Origin of the sequence: Paenibacillus sp. F4, from assembly GCF_002894905.1 — a bacterium.
Lineage (GTDB): Bacteria > Bacillota > Bacilli > Paenibacillales > Paenibacillaceae > Paenibacillus > Paenibacillus polymyxa_B.
In genome coordinates, this window is sequence record NZ_POVS01000013.1 from 338,783 (window position 1) to 356,380 (window position 17,598).

Genomic DNA, 17,598 nt, shown 5'->3' on the forward strand with positions numbered 1-17,598 from the left:
AATCTTCGAATTTTAGTCGAGTGTTTTTACTAATTAAGAGCTGATAGAGAAATCAGTGCAAAGAACCGGCTATATCTACCTTATCCATCCTTATAGCCTTAACCTATCACTTCTATAGATATCATATCTTAGACCAATCAAACATCCCGTGGTATATTGTTGACATTCAAGAGAGAGCCGTTAGCTTCTCTCCACTAGGTTCGAAAAACACAGGGGTGAATAATGATGAGTAAAAAGACCATGTTCGAGAAAATTTGGGATAACCATGTCATCTATCAGGAAGCGGGAAAGCCGAGTATTTTGTACATTGATCTTCACCTCGTACATGAGGTAACATCGCCGCAGGCGTTTGAGGGATTACGTCTTAGCGGACGTCAGGTGCGTCGTCCAGAGCTTACGTTTGCAACGATGGATCATAACGTACCGACTAAGGACCGTTACAACATTACGGACCCGATTTCCAAGCAGCAGATTGATACATTAACTCAAAATTGCCGTGATTTCGGTGTCACACTGTATGATCTGGATACGGTGGATCAAGGTGTCGTTCACGTTATGGGGCCTGAACTTGGTCTGACTCATCCGGGCAAAACGATTGTTTGTGGTGATAGCCATACCTCCACACACGGGGCGTTCGGAGCGCTCGCTTTTGGTATCGGAACCAGTGAGGTAGAGCACGTAATGGCAACACAATGTCTCCAGCAAGCCAAAGCCAAAACGATGGAAGTTCGCTTTGTAGGCCGCCGCAAACCTGGTGTGACAGCAAAAGACATGATTTTGGGTGTCATCGCCAAATACGGTACAGATTTCGCTACAGGCTATGTTATTGAGTACACAGGTGAATCTATCCGCGAATTGAGCATGGAAGAGCGCATGACTGTGTGTAACATGTCCATTGAAGGCGGAGCCAGAGCAGGAATGATTGCACCGGACGAAACCACCTTCAATTACTTGCGTGGACGTCAACATGTAGCACAAGGAGCTGCTTTTGAGCAAGCGGTTGCTGAGTGGAAAGAGCTTGTTACAGATGAAGGTGCTGAGTTTGATGTCGTGCTGGAGTTTGACGTAGATGCTTTGATTCCGCAAGTAACCTGGGGCACCAGCCCGGGCATGGGTACAGATATTTCCTCAACCGTACCGATTCCGGCAGAACTGCCAACCGAAAACGAACGTAAAGCGGCTGAAAAAGCGCTTGAATATATGGATTTGAAGCCAGGTACTCCGATCACGGATATTGCGATTGATTATGTGTTTATCGGCTCCTGCACCAACGGGCGAATTGAAGATTTGCGTGCAGCCGCTGAGGTTGCCAAAGGTTACAAGGTTTCTGAAAAAGTAACGGCCATCGTCGTACCAGGTTCGGGTCGTGTGAAAATTCAGGCTGAAGAAGAAGGACTGGACGTCATTTTTAAAGAAGCAGGATTTGAGTGGCGTGAAGCGGGATGCAGTATGTGTCTTGCGATGAATCCAGACGTACTGCAACCGGGACAGCGTTGTGCTTCCACTTCTAATCGTAACTTTGAAGGTCGTCAGGGACGCGGAGGACGTACTCATCTGGTATCTCCAGCAATGGCAGCCGCTGCGGCGATTCATGGACATTTTGTTGATGTACGGGATTGGAAATTCAAGCAGGAAGAAGTAGTCCGCTAGGATACAGAGGAGGAATTACGATGGAAGCTTTCACAACATTAAAAGGAATTGTAGCCCCTGTGGATCGGGTGAACGTGGACACAGATGCTATCATTCCTAAGCAGTTTCTGAAACGAATTGAACGTACGGGCTTTGGACAGTTTCTGTTCTACGAGTGGCGGTTTGATGAAGCGGGCAATATCAATCCTGAATTTGAACCCAACAAGCCTCGTTATGCAGGAGCGTCTGTGCTGATCTCTCGCGCTAACTTTGGCTGCGGCTCCTCACGTGAGCATGCGCCGTGGGCGATTATGGACTATGGGTTTCGTTGCGTAATTGCGCCGTCTTATGCGGATATCTTCTATAATAACTGTTTCAAAAACGGTATATTGCCGATCAAGCTGTCTGAAGAGCAAGTAGAGGAATTGTTTCAGCGCACGGCCAAGCATGATAACTACCAATTAAACATCGACCTGAATGAAAAAACAATCATTGACGACTATGGTCTGAAAATTGAATTCGATCTGGATGAACATCGCCGTCAATTCTTGCTACAAGGCTTGGACGATATTGGCCTGACACTCCAGCATGAATCTGAAATTCTGGCGTATGAACAAAAACGTGCTGCGAAACAAGGTGCATAAGGTTAATCCCCAGTTCAGTTTCGATACGTAGTCATATAGCTAGCTCATTTGTTAGACAGAAAGCCCGTACTGGCAATTCTTTTGCCTGCGGGCTTTTATTATGCTCAAAAAATAAATTGGAAAATAAGGGGTTGACGGTTCGACTCAGCATGGTATTGTAAATGTAAATTGGTTTGAAGGACTGTGTCTGTGAGACATACCAAAAAATACATATCTAAGTTAGGGGAATGAGGATGAAGAAATATGGTTGGGTGATACTAGCGGCTATCTTGATTTGGTTGTGGCCGTCCTCCCCTCATGTGAATGCGGCTGGAGCAGATTTGTTTTTAGATGGCAAAAGGGTGGAAGCGCCTGCAGATGCCAAGCCTGAAATGGTCAATGGAAAAATCATGGTACCGCTAAGGGTGGTTGGGGAGCAGCTTGGATATCAATTCAAGTGGGAACCACAATCCTATAAAATCTCAATTCAAAAAAATAGTACCGATATGTCTATGTATGTAGGCCGTACATCGGCTGATGTGAATGGAAAAATAGTTAGTCTGGATGCACCTCCTGTGCTTCGGGGGAGCTCGACCATGGTTCCATTGCGTTTTGTTGGGGAGCAAATGGGGCTAAAAGTGGATTGGAATAATAAAAGTAAATCCGTAAATCTCATTCAAAAGACTGTAACTCAACAAGCGAATAAACAGTCTCAATCCCAACCATCATCGCAAACGTCAACACAGAGTACAACAAGCACCAATAAAACGTCTTCAGCAAGCGCGACGACAATAAATCCAGTTGAAGCAGACAAGCATACTGAAGCCCCATCTTCACCAACCAAGCAGCAAAATACAGAACAGACCACAGCAAATGCGTTGCTTGTACAAAATATTACTTTTGAGAATGAAATGTTAAAGATTTCTCTGAACAAAGATGTTACCCCTAAAGTATCCAAAATGACGGGGAATGATCGTATTGTTGTAGATTTACCCCGGGCTTCACTGGCGACTGATTTTCTTCAACCGTTCCCGATTCGCACCGATGGCACGCGGGCGTTGACGAATAGTGACAGTGAGGATGTGCAGGAAATTAGATTTGCTCCCACAGATGGACAAAATGGGGGCGTACGCATTGTCATTGCTTTAAATCAAGCACGTGATTACGATCTTTCAACCAATGGCCTAGGCGATATCACCCTTCAATTGCGTGAGCATAGTGTGAATCCAGTAGCGGTAACACCAACGAATGTCGAAGGACGACGAATCGTCGTCATTGATCCCGGACATGGTGGCAAGGACCCTGGAGCAGGTAGTGTGACTGGGCGACATGAAAAGGAATTTACATTGGCGGTAGCCTTAAAGATCGAGCAGCTTCTGCAAAATGATCCTGACATTCAAATCGTATTGACTCGCAATGGAGATACGTATCCCACGCTGGATGAACGACCACAACTCGCTAATAGTCAACAGGCAAGCGTGTTTGTATCCATTCATGGTAATAGTATGCTAGCTTCTAATAACGGAAAAGCCAATGGCTCTGAAACCTATTATGCACGTCAGGAAAGTTTGAGCCTGGCCACGATCATGCACAAGCATCTTGTAGCGGCAACCGAGTTCAAGGATAACGGCATTAAGGTGGCAAACCATGTGGTGACGAGAAAATCACAAATGCCCGCTGTATTGCTGGAATGTGGCTACCTTAGTAATCTATCAAATGAAGCAGCCATGTTCACAGAAGAAACACAGGAGAAGATCGCTGAAGGTATTGTCGATGGGTTGAAGGAGTATCTCGGAACAGGCTCAGGAGCAACTGAATCACTTAACTAAGGATGTTTACAATAAAAGCTACTTTCCACCTTTTAATGAAAATTCATGGGGGTGAAAAGTAGCTTTTTTAGTTTTTTTGGCTGTGACTTTTGACGGAAAGCGAATGATCTATATTTTTAGTCAGAATTCGACAAAAATAGTTCTTTGGCACGTATATTTCTGTTATGATGGAATATATTCGCAACTTTTGGTGTGAGATAACGTCTAAAAGGTTGTCTGATATTACATAAGCGCGTATATCAGGTCGCCGCACCGGAGCATGTGGCAAAAAAATTATGAATGGAAGGGTGACGAATGAAGAAATTTGGTTTTTTATTGTTATTATTTGTCTTCATGTGGGCGGTTCCGGGTTATGGACATGCGGCTTCGAGTGGAACACAAATCTATCTCGACGATCAACAGTTAAGTGTCCCTAGTGGTGCTAAGGCACAAGTAATTGGCGGAAGTACAATGGTCCCGCTACGCGTAATTTCTGAAAATTTGGGATATGACGTGACATGGAAGCAGCAGGCGCGAACCATAACGATTGAGAAAGACAGTACCTCGATCCGAATGATAATCGGAAGTAAGAGGGCGACTGTCAACGGAAGCGACATTAGTCTGGATGCTTCGCCTCTGCTGCGTTCCAATTATGCCCTTGTACCGCTTCGTTTTATCGGCGAGCAAATGGGACTGGACGTAAAATGGGACAGCAGCTCCAAGTCCGTAAAATTATATACCCGCAGTAGCGGGTCTGGAAACGGGGAATTTACACCTCCCAAGTCTGGAAATAACAGTACAGGTACTGGAAGTGTTACTGCACCAACCAATAATGCGAACTCAGGTGTTACACAGGTGCAGGGAGTCAGTTTCAGCCAAAATCGTTTAACTATCACAACAGCCAGTGCCGTCAAGCCGAAAGCGTTTACGATGACAGGCCCTGATCGGGTAGTGGTGGATTTGCCAGCGACTGCGTTTGCTGACAATTTTGGAGACCAGCAAAAGCTGGATAGCAACTTAAATGGTTCGTTGGACATTGAGAATGAAGCGGATGTGTCCGGTATCCGGTATGCTTTGTTTCAAAAGGAACCTTCAACGGTGCGCGTTGTTATTGATTTAAAACATGCCATGAATTATACCGCATATAATGATGGATCGAATCGTGTTATCGTCGATTTGGCTTCCAAGGATTCAGTGAATACCACGCCAGACGCAACGTTACCAGATGGCTCACAGCCGGATGACACGCAGACATCACCAACTAACAGCAATGGTAAAAAGGTCGTTGTTATTGATGCTGGTCATGGAGCAAAAGATTCAGGTGCAGTTGGTGTTTCGAGAAAAAATTATGAAAAGACCTTCAACCTGGCTATGGCTCTGAAAGTAGAAAGCATATTAAAGCAGAACCCCAATCTTGAGGTTGTGCTGACACGCAGTGATGATACATTCTTGGAGCTTAAACAGCGCGTAAAAGTAGCTGAAAACCTTAATGCTAACGTGTTCGTGTCCATTCATGCTAACAGCAGCGGTAGCTCAGCTTCTAACGGTACAGAGACGTATTACCAGCGTAGTGCAAGCAAAGCGTTCGCTAACGTTATGCATAAGTACTTTGCTCCTGCGACGGGTCTGACAGACCGAGGCATTCGTTATGGCAATTTCCATGTAATTCGGGAAACGACTATGCCAGCCGTATTGCTTGAAGTAGGATATCTGAGTAATGCAAAAGAGGAAGCCACACTGTTTGATGAAGATTTTCAAAATCGGGTAGCTCAAGGGATTGCAGATGGAATCACAGAGTATCTCGGCGTAAAATAAATCTTCAACAAATCGCTTGTCAACGTCAAGCAAGGAGGGGGACATATGAACAAGAAAATCGTAATTGCAGGTCTGCTGACACTGTTTGCCATTGCAGGTGCAGGGTGTGCCTCTAAGCAAACATCGGCTCCTGCGACTCCATCTCAGGAAACACAAACTTCTAATGCACAAAATAGTACACCTGAACAGACTGCCCCTGATCCATCGGCTCAATCTGCTGAAAATAACGGGGCGAGTCAAACACCTGCATCTCCGTCAACAGAGCCTACAAAGACCAAGACGGACACGGAAAATTCAGGAGATCGACAAACACAGCAGATTACGGTGTACTATACGGATACTCAAGAGAACGGCTTGAAAGAACAGCAAAAGGAAATTACCTATCCAAGCGAGCTGGAAAAATTGCAAAAAGCGTTTGAAGCTCTGCAAAAGAGTGGGGATTCTGCTCTAATCCCGTTGTGGTCCGAGAAAATTTCTGTGCATAAGATCAAATTGGATAACGGTGCATTGACTTTTGATATTTCCCTGCCGGACGAGGCTCGATTGGGAGCTGGCGGCGAGGAATTGGCTATCGATGCCTTGAAGAAAACGATGTTCCAATTCAAGGAAGTCAAAACGCTGGATTTGCTCGTAGATGGGCAATCTCTGGAGTCCTTAATGGGACATGTAGATTTGGATCATCCCATGAGTCGCTAACCGATCAGACGGTATGAAAATTTCTTGAGGATTTACACACTTTTCACGTGCAATCTGTGACAGATAATGATAATATAGGAGTGTATTTCTCGCCTATGCAGGCAGTCATGCACAAATAGTATTCGTTTCTTTCCGGATGATTATTTAGAGTGACCGTCTTGATGCGGGCTATCCCGTATCAAGACGTTTTTTTTGGTAGGAGGTAGGATTTCCGTGAATGCAGCAACCGCACGTCATATATTGGACACCATCGGTACGATGTTTCCGGATGCCCATTGTGAGTTGAACCATGACAATGCTTTTGAATTAACGATCGCCGTGTTATTGTCTGCTCAATGCTCCGATCAAATGGTCAATAAAGTAACGGCAGACCTGTTTCAAAAATACAAGTCACCTGAGGATTATTTGGCTGTTCCTCTTGAGGAACTAGAGCAGGATATTCGCAGAATCGGCTTGTACCGAAACAAGGCCAAGCATATTCATAACCTCTGTCGTATTTTAATAGACCAGTACGGAGGAGAGATCCCATCGGAGCACGATCAACTGGTCAAGCTACCCGGTGTCGGCCGCAAGACGGCTAACGTCGTAGTATCTACTGCTTTTAATGTACCAGCTATTGCGGTAGATACGCATGTAGAGCGTATTTCCAAACGGCTCGGCTTTGCAGGGTGGGATGATTCAGTGCTTGAGGTGGAAAAAAAGCTGATGAAGAGGGTACCTAGGGATGAATGGTCTTTGACCCACCACAGGCTTATTTTTTTCGGACGCTACCATTGCAAAGCTCAAAATCCTCAATGTCAGGTATGTCCGTTGCTTGATGTGTGCAGGGAAGGCAAGAAACGTATGAAAACGTCTCTTATCAGAAAAGATAAGGAACGTAGAGCTTAAAGACCCACAGAGGTAACAAAGGGTTTAACCATTTATGTGTAGAAAAGGATGAAGAGTATGAAGTGCATTTCGGTATATACAGACAATTTTGAAGCGTTCTCTGATATTTTCGAGCAAATTGTAACAACAGAATTTGCTGAAAACGAAGAGCGCGAGCTTGAGGGAATCACGGTTAGTCATTCCGGTGATGTACCTGAACATTATCTGGAGCGTATGTCACAAAAGCCAGAAGTAGTCGTAATGAAGGACAAATCCCGTGGGATTACGATTTTACAGCATGGTCAAGTATTTGAAATTTTGCTGCCAGTGCTTGAGACTGCAGCCAATTAAGTTCAATTAGCGGACGACATGCGTTGCATGTTCCGGTGTAGGCGGCTCGGCTGGTTTAACCAGCCCGAAGGCGCATATATACACGAACCTTGCAGACCATACTGATATGGCTAGAGCCTATTCCAAAAAAGTGTGCATACATTTTGTACCCTGAATTATGGTATCGCGTTCCCCATGTTCCAAAAGGTGAATGTACGTGATGAGCAGGCTCACCCGTTGTATACATATCTTGCTTCGTCGGTGCTTTTTAAGGGCTTTGATGAAATGCATTCGGTTGCCTAATTACTTATTCCTAATGATCCGTTTTGGACAGAATAAAATGAACTTATTGTTATTAATATGTACGAAAACAGCGTTCCCTAAAGCCAGGTACTGGCGGGGAGCGCTGTTTAGTTTTTTTGATGTGATGATTCTCACAACGGCTTAGGAATGCTACAATATAGCTATTTGGTGCAGACAAGTGATAAGGAGTGGAACCGTAGCTTATGATGCAAACGATTACAGGCGATGCGGGAAAGTGGTTGGATACGATAGAACAGATACAGAATACATTGCGTAAAGCCGGGGACGAAGCGGGAGCAAAGGCGATAGGTGATCTGCTGGAAAAAGCATATGCGCAGGAGCTGACCATTGCCTTTTGTGGACATTTTTCAGCGGGTAAATCGAGCTTGATTAACAGCCTGTGTGGTAAAACCGTGCTGCCATCTGGACCTGTGCCTACGAGCGCTAATGTAGTGTCCATCCGTTATGGGCGTCCGAGAGCGCTCATTCATACAGCCAAATCAGCGGAAAATCCAGAGTCGGAAATCATGGAAGCATCCCTCTCCGAGCTTGCTGAGTATTGTAAAAATGGTGGAGCCTATGAATCGGTTCAAGTGTGGGAAGATGTTCCGATATTATCAAGCGGAGGAGTGTTGCTGGATACACCAGGCGTAGATTCCACAGACCACGGACACGCGCTGGCGACACATTCTGCTTTACATTGGGCAGATATTGTTTTTTATGTGATGGATTACAACCATGTCCAATCTGAAAATAATTTGTCCTTTGCCAAAAGTTTGTCGGATTGGGGCAAGCCGTTATATTTGATCATCAATCAAATCGATAAACACCGGGAGCGAGAGCTTTCATTTACACGTTATCGTAAAGAGGTGGAGACGAGCTTCCATGCCTGGCAGGTTCATTATACGGATATCCTTTTTACTTCCTTGAAGGAGCAGAATCATCCATGGAACCAGTGGAAACAGTTGACGCACCTGATTCCGAAATTGCTGGAGCGAAAAACAGAGCTTTTGGCATACAGTTTAGTGTCCTCTATGCACCATTTGGTAGAGCAACATGTGGAGACTGTGCAGGCAGCTGAAGAAGAGGAACTGAACACACTGCTAAAAGAAGCAGGTGGAGAAGAAGCCATTTTGCGCCTGGATATAGAGCAGAAAACCTTGCAGCAAGAAGATGAACACTGGAAGATGCTTCCGGAGCAGGAGCGTAAACGACTGCGTCAAGAGCTGGATCATCTACTGGAACACGCACATTTGACGCCAGCGGAGCTACGTGAAGCCGCAGGCGAATACTTAGAGAGCCGCAAGCCGGGCTTCAAAACAGGGCTATGGTTTGCTGGAGGAAAAACAGAGCGAGAAAAGGAACGCCGTTTGGAACGGCTGACAGGAATGCTGACTGATCAGGTAGAGGGACAATTGCTTCCTCATGTGCGGGAGCTACTGAGGTCTTGGGGTGACGGTCAGGGTTTGTGGTCCCCTGCAATGGAGCAGGAGCTGGATGACATCCGTCCTGTGACGGACCGGCAACTGGTAGAGCAGACGGTGAAGGAAAATGCGTTGTCGCCGGAGTATACGTTGAACTATTGCAAGGATCTACGCGCTGCTGTGACCACCGATTGCCGCCGTAAGGCGCTAACGCTGGTAGACCAGCTGCTGGCCCAGCTTGCAGTGCGAGCCGAAACCCGCCGCGCGGCTCTCGCGGATGCACGCACTGCGCTGTTGGCGCAGGCGGACGCGGCGAGCCGCTACAGCACCCGCGTGCAAGCCTCGGCTTCGCACGCCAGCCTGCTGCGCAGCTTGCTGCCTCAGGCTTCCGCGCCAAGCGGGTTGCCCCGTGCGGACGCGCCTGCACCTGCGTCCGATACCGACGCTGCCTCGCCAGCTGCGGCACCAACGGGCGTTGCACGGCCCGCCATTGCTGGCTCGCGGAACGCATCGGCGCAGCCTGCCGCCGGAGGCCGCCGCACGCGGCTGGATGCAGCAGCGGCCCGATTGAAGGCCGCCGCTGCCCTGGTAAGCCCGTACCCTGCCATGCAAGCGGCGGTACGGGATTTACATGCCCGTGCCGCTGCGCTGGAGGGTGGGCAGTTTACGCTGGCGCTGTTCGGAGCGTTCAGCGCTGGGAAATCTAGCTTCGCCAACGCTTTGCTGGGTGAAGCTGTGTTACCCGTATCGCCGCATCCGACGACAGCGGCGATTAACCGCATAATGGCGCCTGCAAGTGCTGAGCGCCATGCCACGGCTGACGTCCATATGAAATCAGTGGACGCGTTGCGGGAAGATCTTAAATACTCATTTCGGTTATTAGGATTGGGGGAACCAGCGGCAGCGGGCTGGCAAGAAGTCGTTCATGCTTTATCTCCGAAAGGCATCCATCCTGCGGGTAGGCCTCATTATAGTTTTTTAAAGGCTGCCGCAGCCGGATGGGAAGAAGCTGAAAGCTTGCTGGGACAACAGCTTCAGGTGGATTTAGAGCAGTATCGGGATTTTGTTGCGTCTGAGCACAAATCATGCTTTGTGGAGCATATCGACCTTTATTATGATTGCGCTCTGACCCGTCAGGGCATCGTGCTAGTGGATACGCCTGGAGCGGATTCTGTGAATGCACGGCACACAGGCGTGACCTTCAACTATATGAAGCATGCGGACGCTCTTGTATTTGTCACCTATTATAACCATGCTTTTGCGCAAGGCGACCGGCAGTTCCTGAACCAACTAGGTCGAGTTAAAGAGACCTTGGCGCTCGATCAGACGTTTTTTATTGTGAATGCATCAGATCTAGCTTCTTCTGAAGAAGAACTTCATTCTGTTACCCGGCATGTACAGGAACAACTACAGGCGAATGGAATCCGAAAACCACGTATTTATCCGCTTTCCAGTATGCTGGCGTTGGAAGCTGCCGAACAGGGAGAGGCTTCGCTGCGTTCAGCTTCACGTTTTGATGCATTTGAAGATGACTTCTCGGCATTCGCAGCCGAAGAGCTGGCAGGTTTGTCCATTGCTTCTGCTATGCAGGAACTGGGCCGGCTGCGGAACCGCATAGAGCAACATGTAGCTGATGCACGGTATAGCGTGGAAGAACGTGAGATTCGATTAGAGCGATTAACTCGCGTCCGTGGGGAATTGGAGCATACGCTCCTAGACCTGACTGACAGCAATGGCGCATCTGTGTTATCGGGCGAAACCGATGAATTGCTGTATCATGTACGTCAAAGGCTGTCCTATCGGACTGGAGAATTTATGGCAGAGGCGTTTCATCCATCTGTTCTGCGTGAAGGAGTAGGTGATCTTCGTTCGGCTTTTGCATCTTGTGGTCGTGAGCTGATGCGTTTAATCGAACTGGAGCTGTCTCAGGAATTACTGGCAACCACACTCCGGCTGGAAAAAACGGGAAAAATTTTGGTGCACAAGGCTATACAACAATGCGTAGAACACATGAACCATCATTTGCAAGGACTAGATTGCACAATTCCTGAATCCAGAAAATGGGCTGTTCCCGAGCTGAATGAAATTTCCCTGCAGGAGTCTATTCATTGGAAAGATTATTGGAATAGCTTTAAAAATCCAAAGCTATTCTTTGAAGGAACTGGTCGAGCGAATCTACAAACCAAACTGGAGCCGATATTACGCGAGCGAATCGGGGAAGCTGTGGAGCAGCAACGAGAACGAATGTCTTCTTTTTACGTTACGCTGATGCAGGAGGAGCAAATGTGGCAGAAAGCTCAGCTTCGAGAGCAAATGCTGGAGACGACTCGTGGCATGGAACATGCGCTTATGGGCGGTGAGCAGCCACAGGTTTGGGAAGAGCTTGCTGGCAAGATTGCGGCTTTGGAGTAAAGATAAATAAGTACACCATTTATTTAAGTTCAGGACACCGGGTTGTGGGACAACCCGGTGTTTTATGCATGCTCCAAAAAGAAAGCAATACTGAGTAAATAGCCATATTCAATAATAAGAAAGCGATTTAATTTGTCTAATCACCCACCAATTGATAACCTGCCTGAATACGGCTCGTTATCCTCTTTGCCGCCTTGGAACGCGAATGGTAAACTTCACTAAGCCATATAACAACGTCGTGCAACTAATGGAGGGACATTGACATGGAAGTGCTCAGGCAACTGCAAGTTTTTTTTCGCGAGAGGAGACACTATCTGTTTCTTTCTATTTTATGCCTTGCGATAGCGACGGCTCTGGGACTGGTGTATCCGAACCTGCTCCAAAGACTAATTGATAACGCTATCATCCCCGGTGACTTCGGGAAAGTACCGGCGCTGGCTCTGACTGTGCTGGGAGTAGTCATCATCAAAGGGTTCATGCAATTTTTACATGGTTTTTTTGGTGGACGGCTAGGTAACTATCTGGCGTACCGACTCCGCAATGCTTGTTACGAAAAGCTGCAATTTCTGTCCTTCAGATATTATGACACTGCCAAAACGGGTGATCTCATGTCCCGACTGACTGGTGATTTGGAGGCAATTCGTAACTTTATTGGGTTTGGTTTTGCCCAACTCCTCAATGTGCTACTGATGGTCGTATTCGGCTCTATGATGATGCTGTATATTAACTGGCAGCTCACCCTCATTACGATGATCAGCATGCCATTGCTGCTCTTCGTCACATTCAAGTTTGAATCCCGGATTCATCCCACCTTTCAGGAAATGCGGATTGCCCTTAGCGCCTTGACGACAGCGGTCCAAGAAAATATAACAGGTGTGCGAACCGTCAAATCTTTTGCCCGCGAATCCTATGAAGTTGAGAAATTTTCAGTACGTAATGAGCAGTACAAGAGTAATCAAATTCAGGCTGCTTCCTTATGGAGTCGGTTTTTCCCCGCTATGGAACTGATTGCTTCTGTCAGTGTGGTCCTTCTGTTGGGTATGGGGGGGTATCTGGTTATTCAGAAGTCAATGACCTTGGGGCAGCTCGTCGCTTTCTTTAGCTTAATTTGGTATATTATCGGCCCCATCTGGAGCATTGGCTTTCATATCAATAACTATACGCAGTCCAAAGCTTCTGGTGAAAGGGTCTTGGAACTGCTAAATCAGTCCATAGATGTAACCGATGAAGCCGGAGCACTTACACTCGATGCCGATCAGGTGGAAGGACATGTTACGTTTGAACATGTTACCTTTGCTTACGGAAATAAGCTTCCTGCTGTTGTTGACATCAATTTAGACGCACCGCCAGGATCAGTCATTGGAATTTTAGGAGGAACGGGGTCAGGGAAGTCTACCATTATTCAATTACTCATGCGTGCTTATAATGTGAATGCAGGAAGTATCAAGTTGGATGGCAAGGATATACGTCACTTAAAGATTCGCGATTTGCGTGCTCAAATTTCTTCCGTGTTTCAGGAGACGTTTTTGTTTTCGTCCTCTATACGCAACAATATTTCATATGGTTTAAGTCATGTCAGTATGGATGACATCATACGTGTTTCCAAACTGGCTCAGGCGCATGAATTCATAACTGAACTACCGCTGGGATATGACACTGTCGTCGGAGAACGTGGATTGGGACTGTCCGGAGGACAGAAACAACGGATCGCTATCGCGCGCGCACTACTCAAAAATCCGAAGATTCTGGTTCTGGATGATGCTACCAGTGCGGTCGATATGGAAACAGAGCATGAAATACAGACCGGTTTTCAAGAGGTTATGCGTGGTCGAACAACATTCATAATCGCTCATCGAATCTCTTCGCTTCGTCATGCTAATGAAATTGTGGTGCTTGAGGAAGGACGAATCGTTCAGCGTGGAACACATGAACAGCTCATTGCTACTCCAGGTCCATATCAGGATGTGTATCATATTCAATACGCCGATTACATAGCTCAGGCTCCAGACGGTGTATCCGAAGGGCAGGTGAGACCATGAATATACCCGCAGAAAAAGTCAAACCGTTAAAAAAACCAACGAATGAGCGCTTTGTCTATCAAGATGATGATGTCATTGACAAACCGTTTAACTGGTCAGAATTCAAACGTTTGTTGGCATACATGAAGCCTTATGCCCGTCAGATTTTGCCGATCCTTCTCGTCATGATGATTCTCGGCACCATTACCAAGCTGACCGTTCCTTATTTGATCAGTCTGGCCATTGATAAAGCAATTGCTCCCGCATGGCCTGCACTGCCCAGCGTAAAGTTGCTGTTGCTCATCACGGGTGCCGTGCTCTTGTTATATTTAATTCAATGGGCAGCCAGCACGTACCGCATTAAATTCACCAATATTATCGGTCAACGGGTTATTTACGATTTGCGTGAAGATTTGTTCAAGCATATTCAAAAGCTATCTTTTAACTTTTTTGATAAGAGACCGGCAGGTTCTGTATTAGTGCGCGTGACGAACGACATTAACTCGCTACAGGATCTATTTACGAACGGTGCAGTGAATGTCCTGATTGACTGCGTACAGCTTATCGGAATTATTGTCATTTTGCTGCTTATTAACTGGAAGCTCGGTTTAGCGGTAATTGTCACTGTTCCGATCATGTTTTTGATCTCGACCAAGCTGCGCGTTCGCATCCGTCGCGCTTGGCAAGAAGTGCGTATGAAGAACTCGCGTATCAACTCTCATTTGAATGAGTCTATTCAGGGCATTCGTGTGACACAAGCGTATACGCAGGAGCAGGAAAACATGGCTTATTTCGACGACATGAACAGCTCTAGCAAAAAATCGTGGGATAAGGCTTCTGCCATGAATCAGGTTTTTGGCCCACTTATTGATATTACCGGGGGATTTGGTACGCTTGTGCTGTTTTGGTTTGGAGCGCATTTAATTCAGACAGACCAACTTACGGTGGGACTACTGGTTGCGTTTGCTAACTATGTTGGGAACTTTTGGGAGCCGATTAATCGGCTGGGCCAAATGTATAATCAGTTACTGGTTGCGATGGCTTCGTCAGAACGAATTTTTGAGTTTATGGATGAACAGCCGAATATTGCAAACAAACCGGGAGCAATAGCCTTGCCGCCCATTCGGGGAGACATCCAATTTGAAAAGGTCATTTTTGAGTATGAAAAGGGACGTCAGGCGCTTAAAGGTATTAATCTTTCTGTCGAGGCGGGTCAATCTATAGCGCTTGTGGGTCATACCGGATCAGGTAAAAGTACAATTATTAATCTGCTAAGCCGTTTTTATGACATTACGTCAGGGCGGCTTACGATTGACGGTCATGATGTGCGTGATGTCACGGTGGAGAGCTTGCGAAGCCAGATTAGCATCGTACTTCAGGATACATTTATTTTTTCGGGGACGATCCGTGATAATATTCGATTTGGCCGTTTGGATGCAACGGATGAGGAAATTGAAGCGGCTGCGAAGGCGGTCAATGCTCATGAATTCATTGTTCACTTGCCAGCTGGCTATGAAACAGAGGTAGAGGAGCGGGGGGGAATGCTGTCCATGGGCCAGCGACAGCTCTTATCCTTTGCTCGTGCCTTGCTGGCTAATCCGCGAATTCTTATCCTAGATGAGGCCACAGCTAGTATTGATACAGAAACGGAGTTGAAAATTCAGGAGGCTCTTCAGGTTTTACTAGAAGGCAGAACTTCTTTTATGGTCGCTCACCGTTTGTCCACCATCCGTAATGCTGATCATATCGTTGTACTGGATCATGGGGAAATCCAAGAAAGTGGTAATCATGAACAATTGATGAAAAAACATGGAATATATCGGGGGCTGGTGGAAGCACAGTTCAGATTTTTGTAAAAAAAAGATCAAAAAATCGCGTTTTTTGTAAATTTTAATGCCGAGCACTATTGCATTCTTGGAGCTAAACCCTGAAAATAAAGATGAAAAGAGATCAGAGCAATTTCGTCAGAGGGGGAAGAGTTCAAGATGTGGGGTGCTCCTTTTTCTGCCAAGGCTAAGAAGATGCTGCTGCTGGGTAGCGGCGAATTGGGAAAAGAAGTCATTATTGAAGCTCAGCGGCTTGGCGTGGAATGTATTGCTGTAGATCGCTATGAACGGGCTCCAGCAATGCAGGTGGCCCATCGCTCTCACTGTCTGGATATGCAGGATGCTGAGGCGTTGAAGGCACTAATTCGTAAGGAAAAGCCCGACATAATTGTACCTGAAATCGAAGCTATTGCTACGGGTGCTTTGGAAGAATTAGAGCAAGAAGGATTTCACGTAGTACCAACGGCCCGTGCCGCCCGTCTTACGATGGACCGGGAAGGTATCCGCAGGCTGGCTGCCGAGAAATTACAGCTTCCGACTGCTGCCTATCGTTTTGCAGATAACTTTGAGCAGTTGCGGTCGGCGGTTCATGAGCTGGGCACGCCATGCGTGGTCAAGCCCTTGATGAGTTCGTCGGGTAAAGGGCAGTCTGTATGCCGGGCAATTGCAGATGCAGAATCCTGCTGGAATACGGCGCTGGAAGGCGCGCGTGCCAAAACAACACGTGTCATTGTTGAAGCTTTTGTCCCGTTTGAGAGCGAAATTACCTTATTGACCGTCAGATCGGTTTTGGGTACGACTTTTTGCCCACCGATTGGCCACATTCAGAAAGATGGGGATTATGTCGAATCCTGGCAGCCTCATGGCATGACGGACAAGCAGCTTTCGGAGGCGGAGGACATTGCCCGTACGATTACGGATGAACTGGGTGGTTACGGATTGTTTGGCGTAGAGCTATTTTTAACAGCTGATGGCGTCATATTCAGTGAAGTATCCCCCCGTCCGCATGATACAGGAATGGTGACCATGATTACGCAGGATTTGTCGGAATTTGCGCTTCACGTGCGGGCCATTCTCGGATTCCCGGTGCCATCCGTCACGCTGCTTACACCAGGAGCTTCAGCTACTTTGAAGGCAGAAGTGACTACGCGGGATTTTGTAATAAGCGGTCTGCATGATGCATTATTGCTACCCCGGACACAGGTGCGAGTGTTCGGGAAGCCTGAAACCAAGCCGGGACGCCGGATGGCTGTAGCGCTTAGCGCTGCAGAAGATGTGGAAACAGCACGGAAGACGGCCAAAGAAGCTGCTAATATGCTGAAAGTGGAGGTAAATCATGTCTAACAATGTGATGATTCCAGTACTGACAATTCGTTCCGTAGAGCTTGGCGATTGCGAAGCCGTAACTGGACTACTAAGAGAAGTCGGATACCCGATGACTTGTGGTGTAATGAAAGAAGTTATGGGAACAGCGCGGGAGGACAGTCAAGCGAATATGATGGTTGCAGAAATGGATGGTCGTGTTGTCGGAGTAATCGGCATGCATACGGCTCAAAGCTTGGCTTATCCTGATCCTGCCGTACAAATCACCATGCTGGTCGTGAGCGGGGAGTATCGCGGCGAGGGCATTGGCAAGCGCTTGGTGGCTTGTGGTGAGGAGTGGGGACGTGCGCAAGGATGCTATCATTTATTCATTACCGGAGCGAATAACCGCATCAAACAAGTAGAGGCCCGAGCTTTCTACAACCGAATCGGCTTTGAAAAGCAAGGCTACCGTTTCAGCAAAAAGCTTAGATAATCAGCCTATAACAAGACAATCTAATACTTAAAGCCTCACTACTTTTAAC

The 17,598-nt window shown here is 47.0% G+C and carries 13 protein-coding genes; all 13 read left to right on the forward strand.

Features of this window, described 5'->3' with window-relative positions; translation table 11 throughout:
- The first annotated feature begins 225 nt into the window (after positions 1–225).
- The 13 genes from leuC to C1T21_RS14875 all read left to right on the forward strand — a co-directional run bounded on the left by leuC (position 226) and on the right by C1T21_RS14875 (position 17,549).
- Complete coding sequence (leuC, locus tag C1T21_RS14815) at positions 226–1,650, forward strand: 3-isopropylmalate dehydratase large subunit (RefSeq protein WP_103048783.1); 1,425 nt, start codon at positions 226–228, stop codon at positions 1,648–1,650.
- Positions 1,651–1,670: 20 nt separating this feature from the next.
- The gene (gene leuD / locus C1T21_RS14820) at positions 1,671–2,273 is read left to right on the forward strand and encodes a 3-isopropylmalate dehydratase small subunit (protein ID WP_103048784.1); all 603 of its coding nucleotides are present in this window, start codon (positions 1,671–1,673) and stop codon (positions 2,271–2,273) included.
- Positions 2,274–2,506: 233 nt separating this feature from the next.
- Positions 2,507–4,081, forward strand: a complete 1,575-nt coding sequence (locus tag C1T21_RS14825) for an N-acetylmuramoyl-L-alanine amidase (protein WP_103048785.1) — start codon at positions 2,507–2,509, stop codon at positions 4,079–4,081.
- 294 nt (positions 4,082–4,375) lie between these two features.
- Positions 4,376–5,875, forward strand: coding sequence for an N-acetylmuramoyl-L-alanine amidase family protein (locus tag C1T21_RS14830; protein WP_103048786.1), 1,500 nt, complete (start codon positions 4,376–4,378; stop codon positions 5,873–5,875).
- A 45-nt stretch (positions 5,876–5,920) separates the two neighbouring features.
- Positions 5,921–6,571: a GerMN domain-containing protein gene (locus tag C1T21_RS14835; protein ID WP_103048787.1), complete on the forward strand. Its 651-nt coding sequence runs from the start codon at positions 5,921–5,923 to the stop codon at positions 6,569–6,571.
- A gap of 213 nt (positions 6,572–6,784) precedes the next feature.
- Entirely contained in the window at positions 6,785–7,459 is a 675-nt protein-coding gene (gene nth / locus C1T21_RS14840; protein ID WP_023989081.1) for an endonuclease III, read from the forward strand.
- A 57-nt stretch (positions 7,460–7,516) separates the two neighbouring features.
- Positions 7,517–7,789 carry a hypothetical protein gene (locus tag C1T21_RS14845; RefSeq protein WP_013310628.1) on the forward strand — a complete coding sequence of 91 codons (273 nt, stop codon included), beginning with the start codon at positions 7,517–7,519 and terminating at the stop codon, positions 7,787–7,789.
- A 132-nt stretch (positions 7,790–7,921) separates the two neighbouring features.
- Positions 7,922–8,071, forward strand: a complete 150-nt coding sequence (locus C1T21_RS14850; protein ID WP_223821911.1) for a hypothetical protein — start codon at positions 7,922–7,924, stop codon at positions 8,069–8,071.
- Between the two features lie 203 nt (positions 8,072–8,274).
- A complete protein-coding gene (locus tag C1T21_RS14855) occupies positions 8,275–11,907 on the forward strand; it encodes a dynamin family protein (RefSeq protein WP_103048788.1) in 3,633 nt (1,210 codons plus the stop codon).
- A gap of 263 nt (positions 11,908–12,170) precedes the next feature.
- Positions 12,171–13,946 carry an ABC transporter ATP-binding protein gene (locus tag C1T21_RS14860; protein ID WP_029518158.1) on the forward strand — a complete coding sequence of 592 codons (1,776 nt, stop codon included), beginning with the start codon at positions 12,171–12,173 and terminating at the stop codon, positions 13,944–13,946.
- The gene (locus C1T21_RS14865; protein ID WP_061831567.1) at positions 13,943–15,781 is read left to right on the forward strand and encodes an ABC transporter ATP-binding protein; all 1,839 of its coding nucleotides are present in this window, start codon (positions 13,943–13,945) and stop codon (positions 15,779–15,781) included. The genes C1T21_RS14860 and C1T21_RS14865 overlap by 4 nt, the downstream gene beginning before the upstream one ends.
- A gap of 129 nt (positions 15,782–15,910) precedes the next feature.
- Complete coding sequence (gene purT / locus C1T21_RS14870) at positions 15,911–17,095, forward strand: formate-dependent phosphoribosylglycinamide formyltransferase (protein ID WP_103048789.1); 1,185 nt, start codon at positions 15,911–15,913, stop codon at positions 17,093–17,095.
- Positions 17,088–17,549 carry a GNAT family N-acetyltransferase gene (locus C1T21_RS14875; RefSeq protein ID WP_061831569.1) on the forward strand — a complete coding sequence of 154 codons (462 nt, stop codon included), beginning with the start codon at positions 17,088–17,090 and terminating at the stop codon, positions 17,547–17,549. The genes purT and C1T21_RS14875 overlap by 8 nt, the downstream gene beginning before the upstream one ends.
- Positions 17,550–17,598 lie beyond the last annotated feature (49 nt).

Coding starts and splice junctions, on each gene's coding strand:
- leuC (WP_103048783.1), top strand. CDS start 226: ATGAGTAAAAAGACCATGTTCGAGAAAATTTGGGATAACCATGTCATC.
- C1T21_RS14860 (WP_029518158.1), top strand. CDS start 12,171: ATGGAAGTGCTCAGGCAACTGCAAGTTTTTTTTCGCGAGAGGAGACAC.
- C1T21_RS14865 (WP_061831567.1), top strand. CDS start 13,943: ATGAATATACCCGCAGAAAAAGTCAAACCGTTAAAAAAACCAACGAAT.
- leuD (WP_103048784.1), top strand. CDS start 1,671: ATGGAAGCTTTCACAACATTAAAAGGAATTGTAGCCCCTGTGGATCGG.
- C1T21_RS14875 (WP_061831569.1), top strand. CDS start 17,088: ATGTCTAACAATGTGATGATTCCAGTACTGACAATTCGTTCCGTAGAG.
- C1T21_RS14830 (WP_103048786.1), top strand. CDS start 4,376: ATGAAGAAATTTGGTTTTTTATTGTTATTATTTGTCTTCATGTGGGCG.
- C1T21_RS14835 (WP_103048787.1), top strand. CDS start 5,921: ATGAACAAGAAAATCGTAATTGCAGGTCTGCTGACACTGTTTGCCATT.
- C1T21_RS14845 (WP_013310628.1), top strand. CDS start 7,517: ATGAAGTGCATTTCGGTATATACAGACAATTTTGAAGCGTTCTCTGAT.
- C1T21_RS14855 (WP_103048788.1), top strand. CDS start 8,275: ATGATGCAAACGATTACAGGCGATGCGGGAAAGTGGTTGGATACGATA.
- purT (WP_103048789.1), top strand. CDS start 15,911: ATGTGGGGTGCTCCTTTTTCTGCCAAGGCTAAGAAGATGCTGCTGCTG.
- C1T21_RS14825 (WP_103048785.1), top strand. CDS start 2,507: ATGAAGAAATATGGTTGGGTGATACTAGCGGCTATCTTGATTTGGTTG.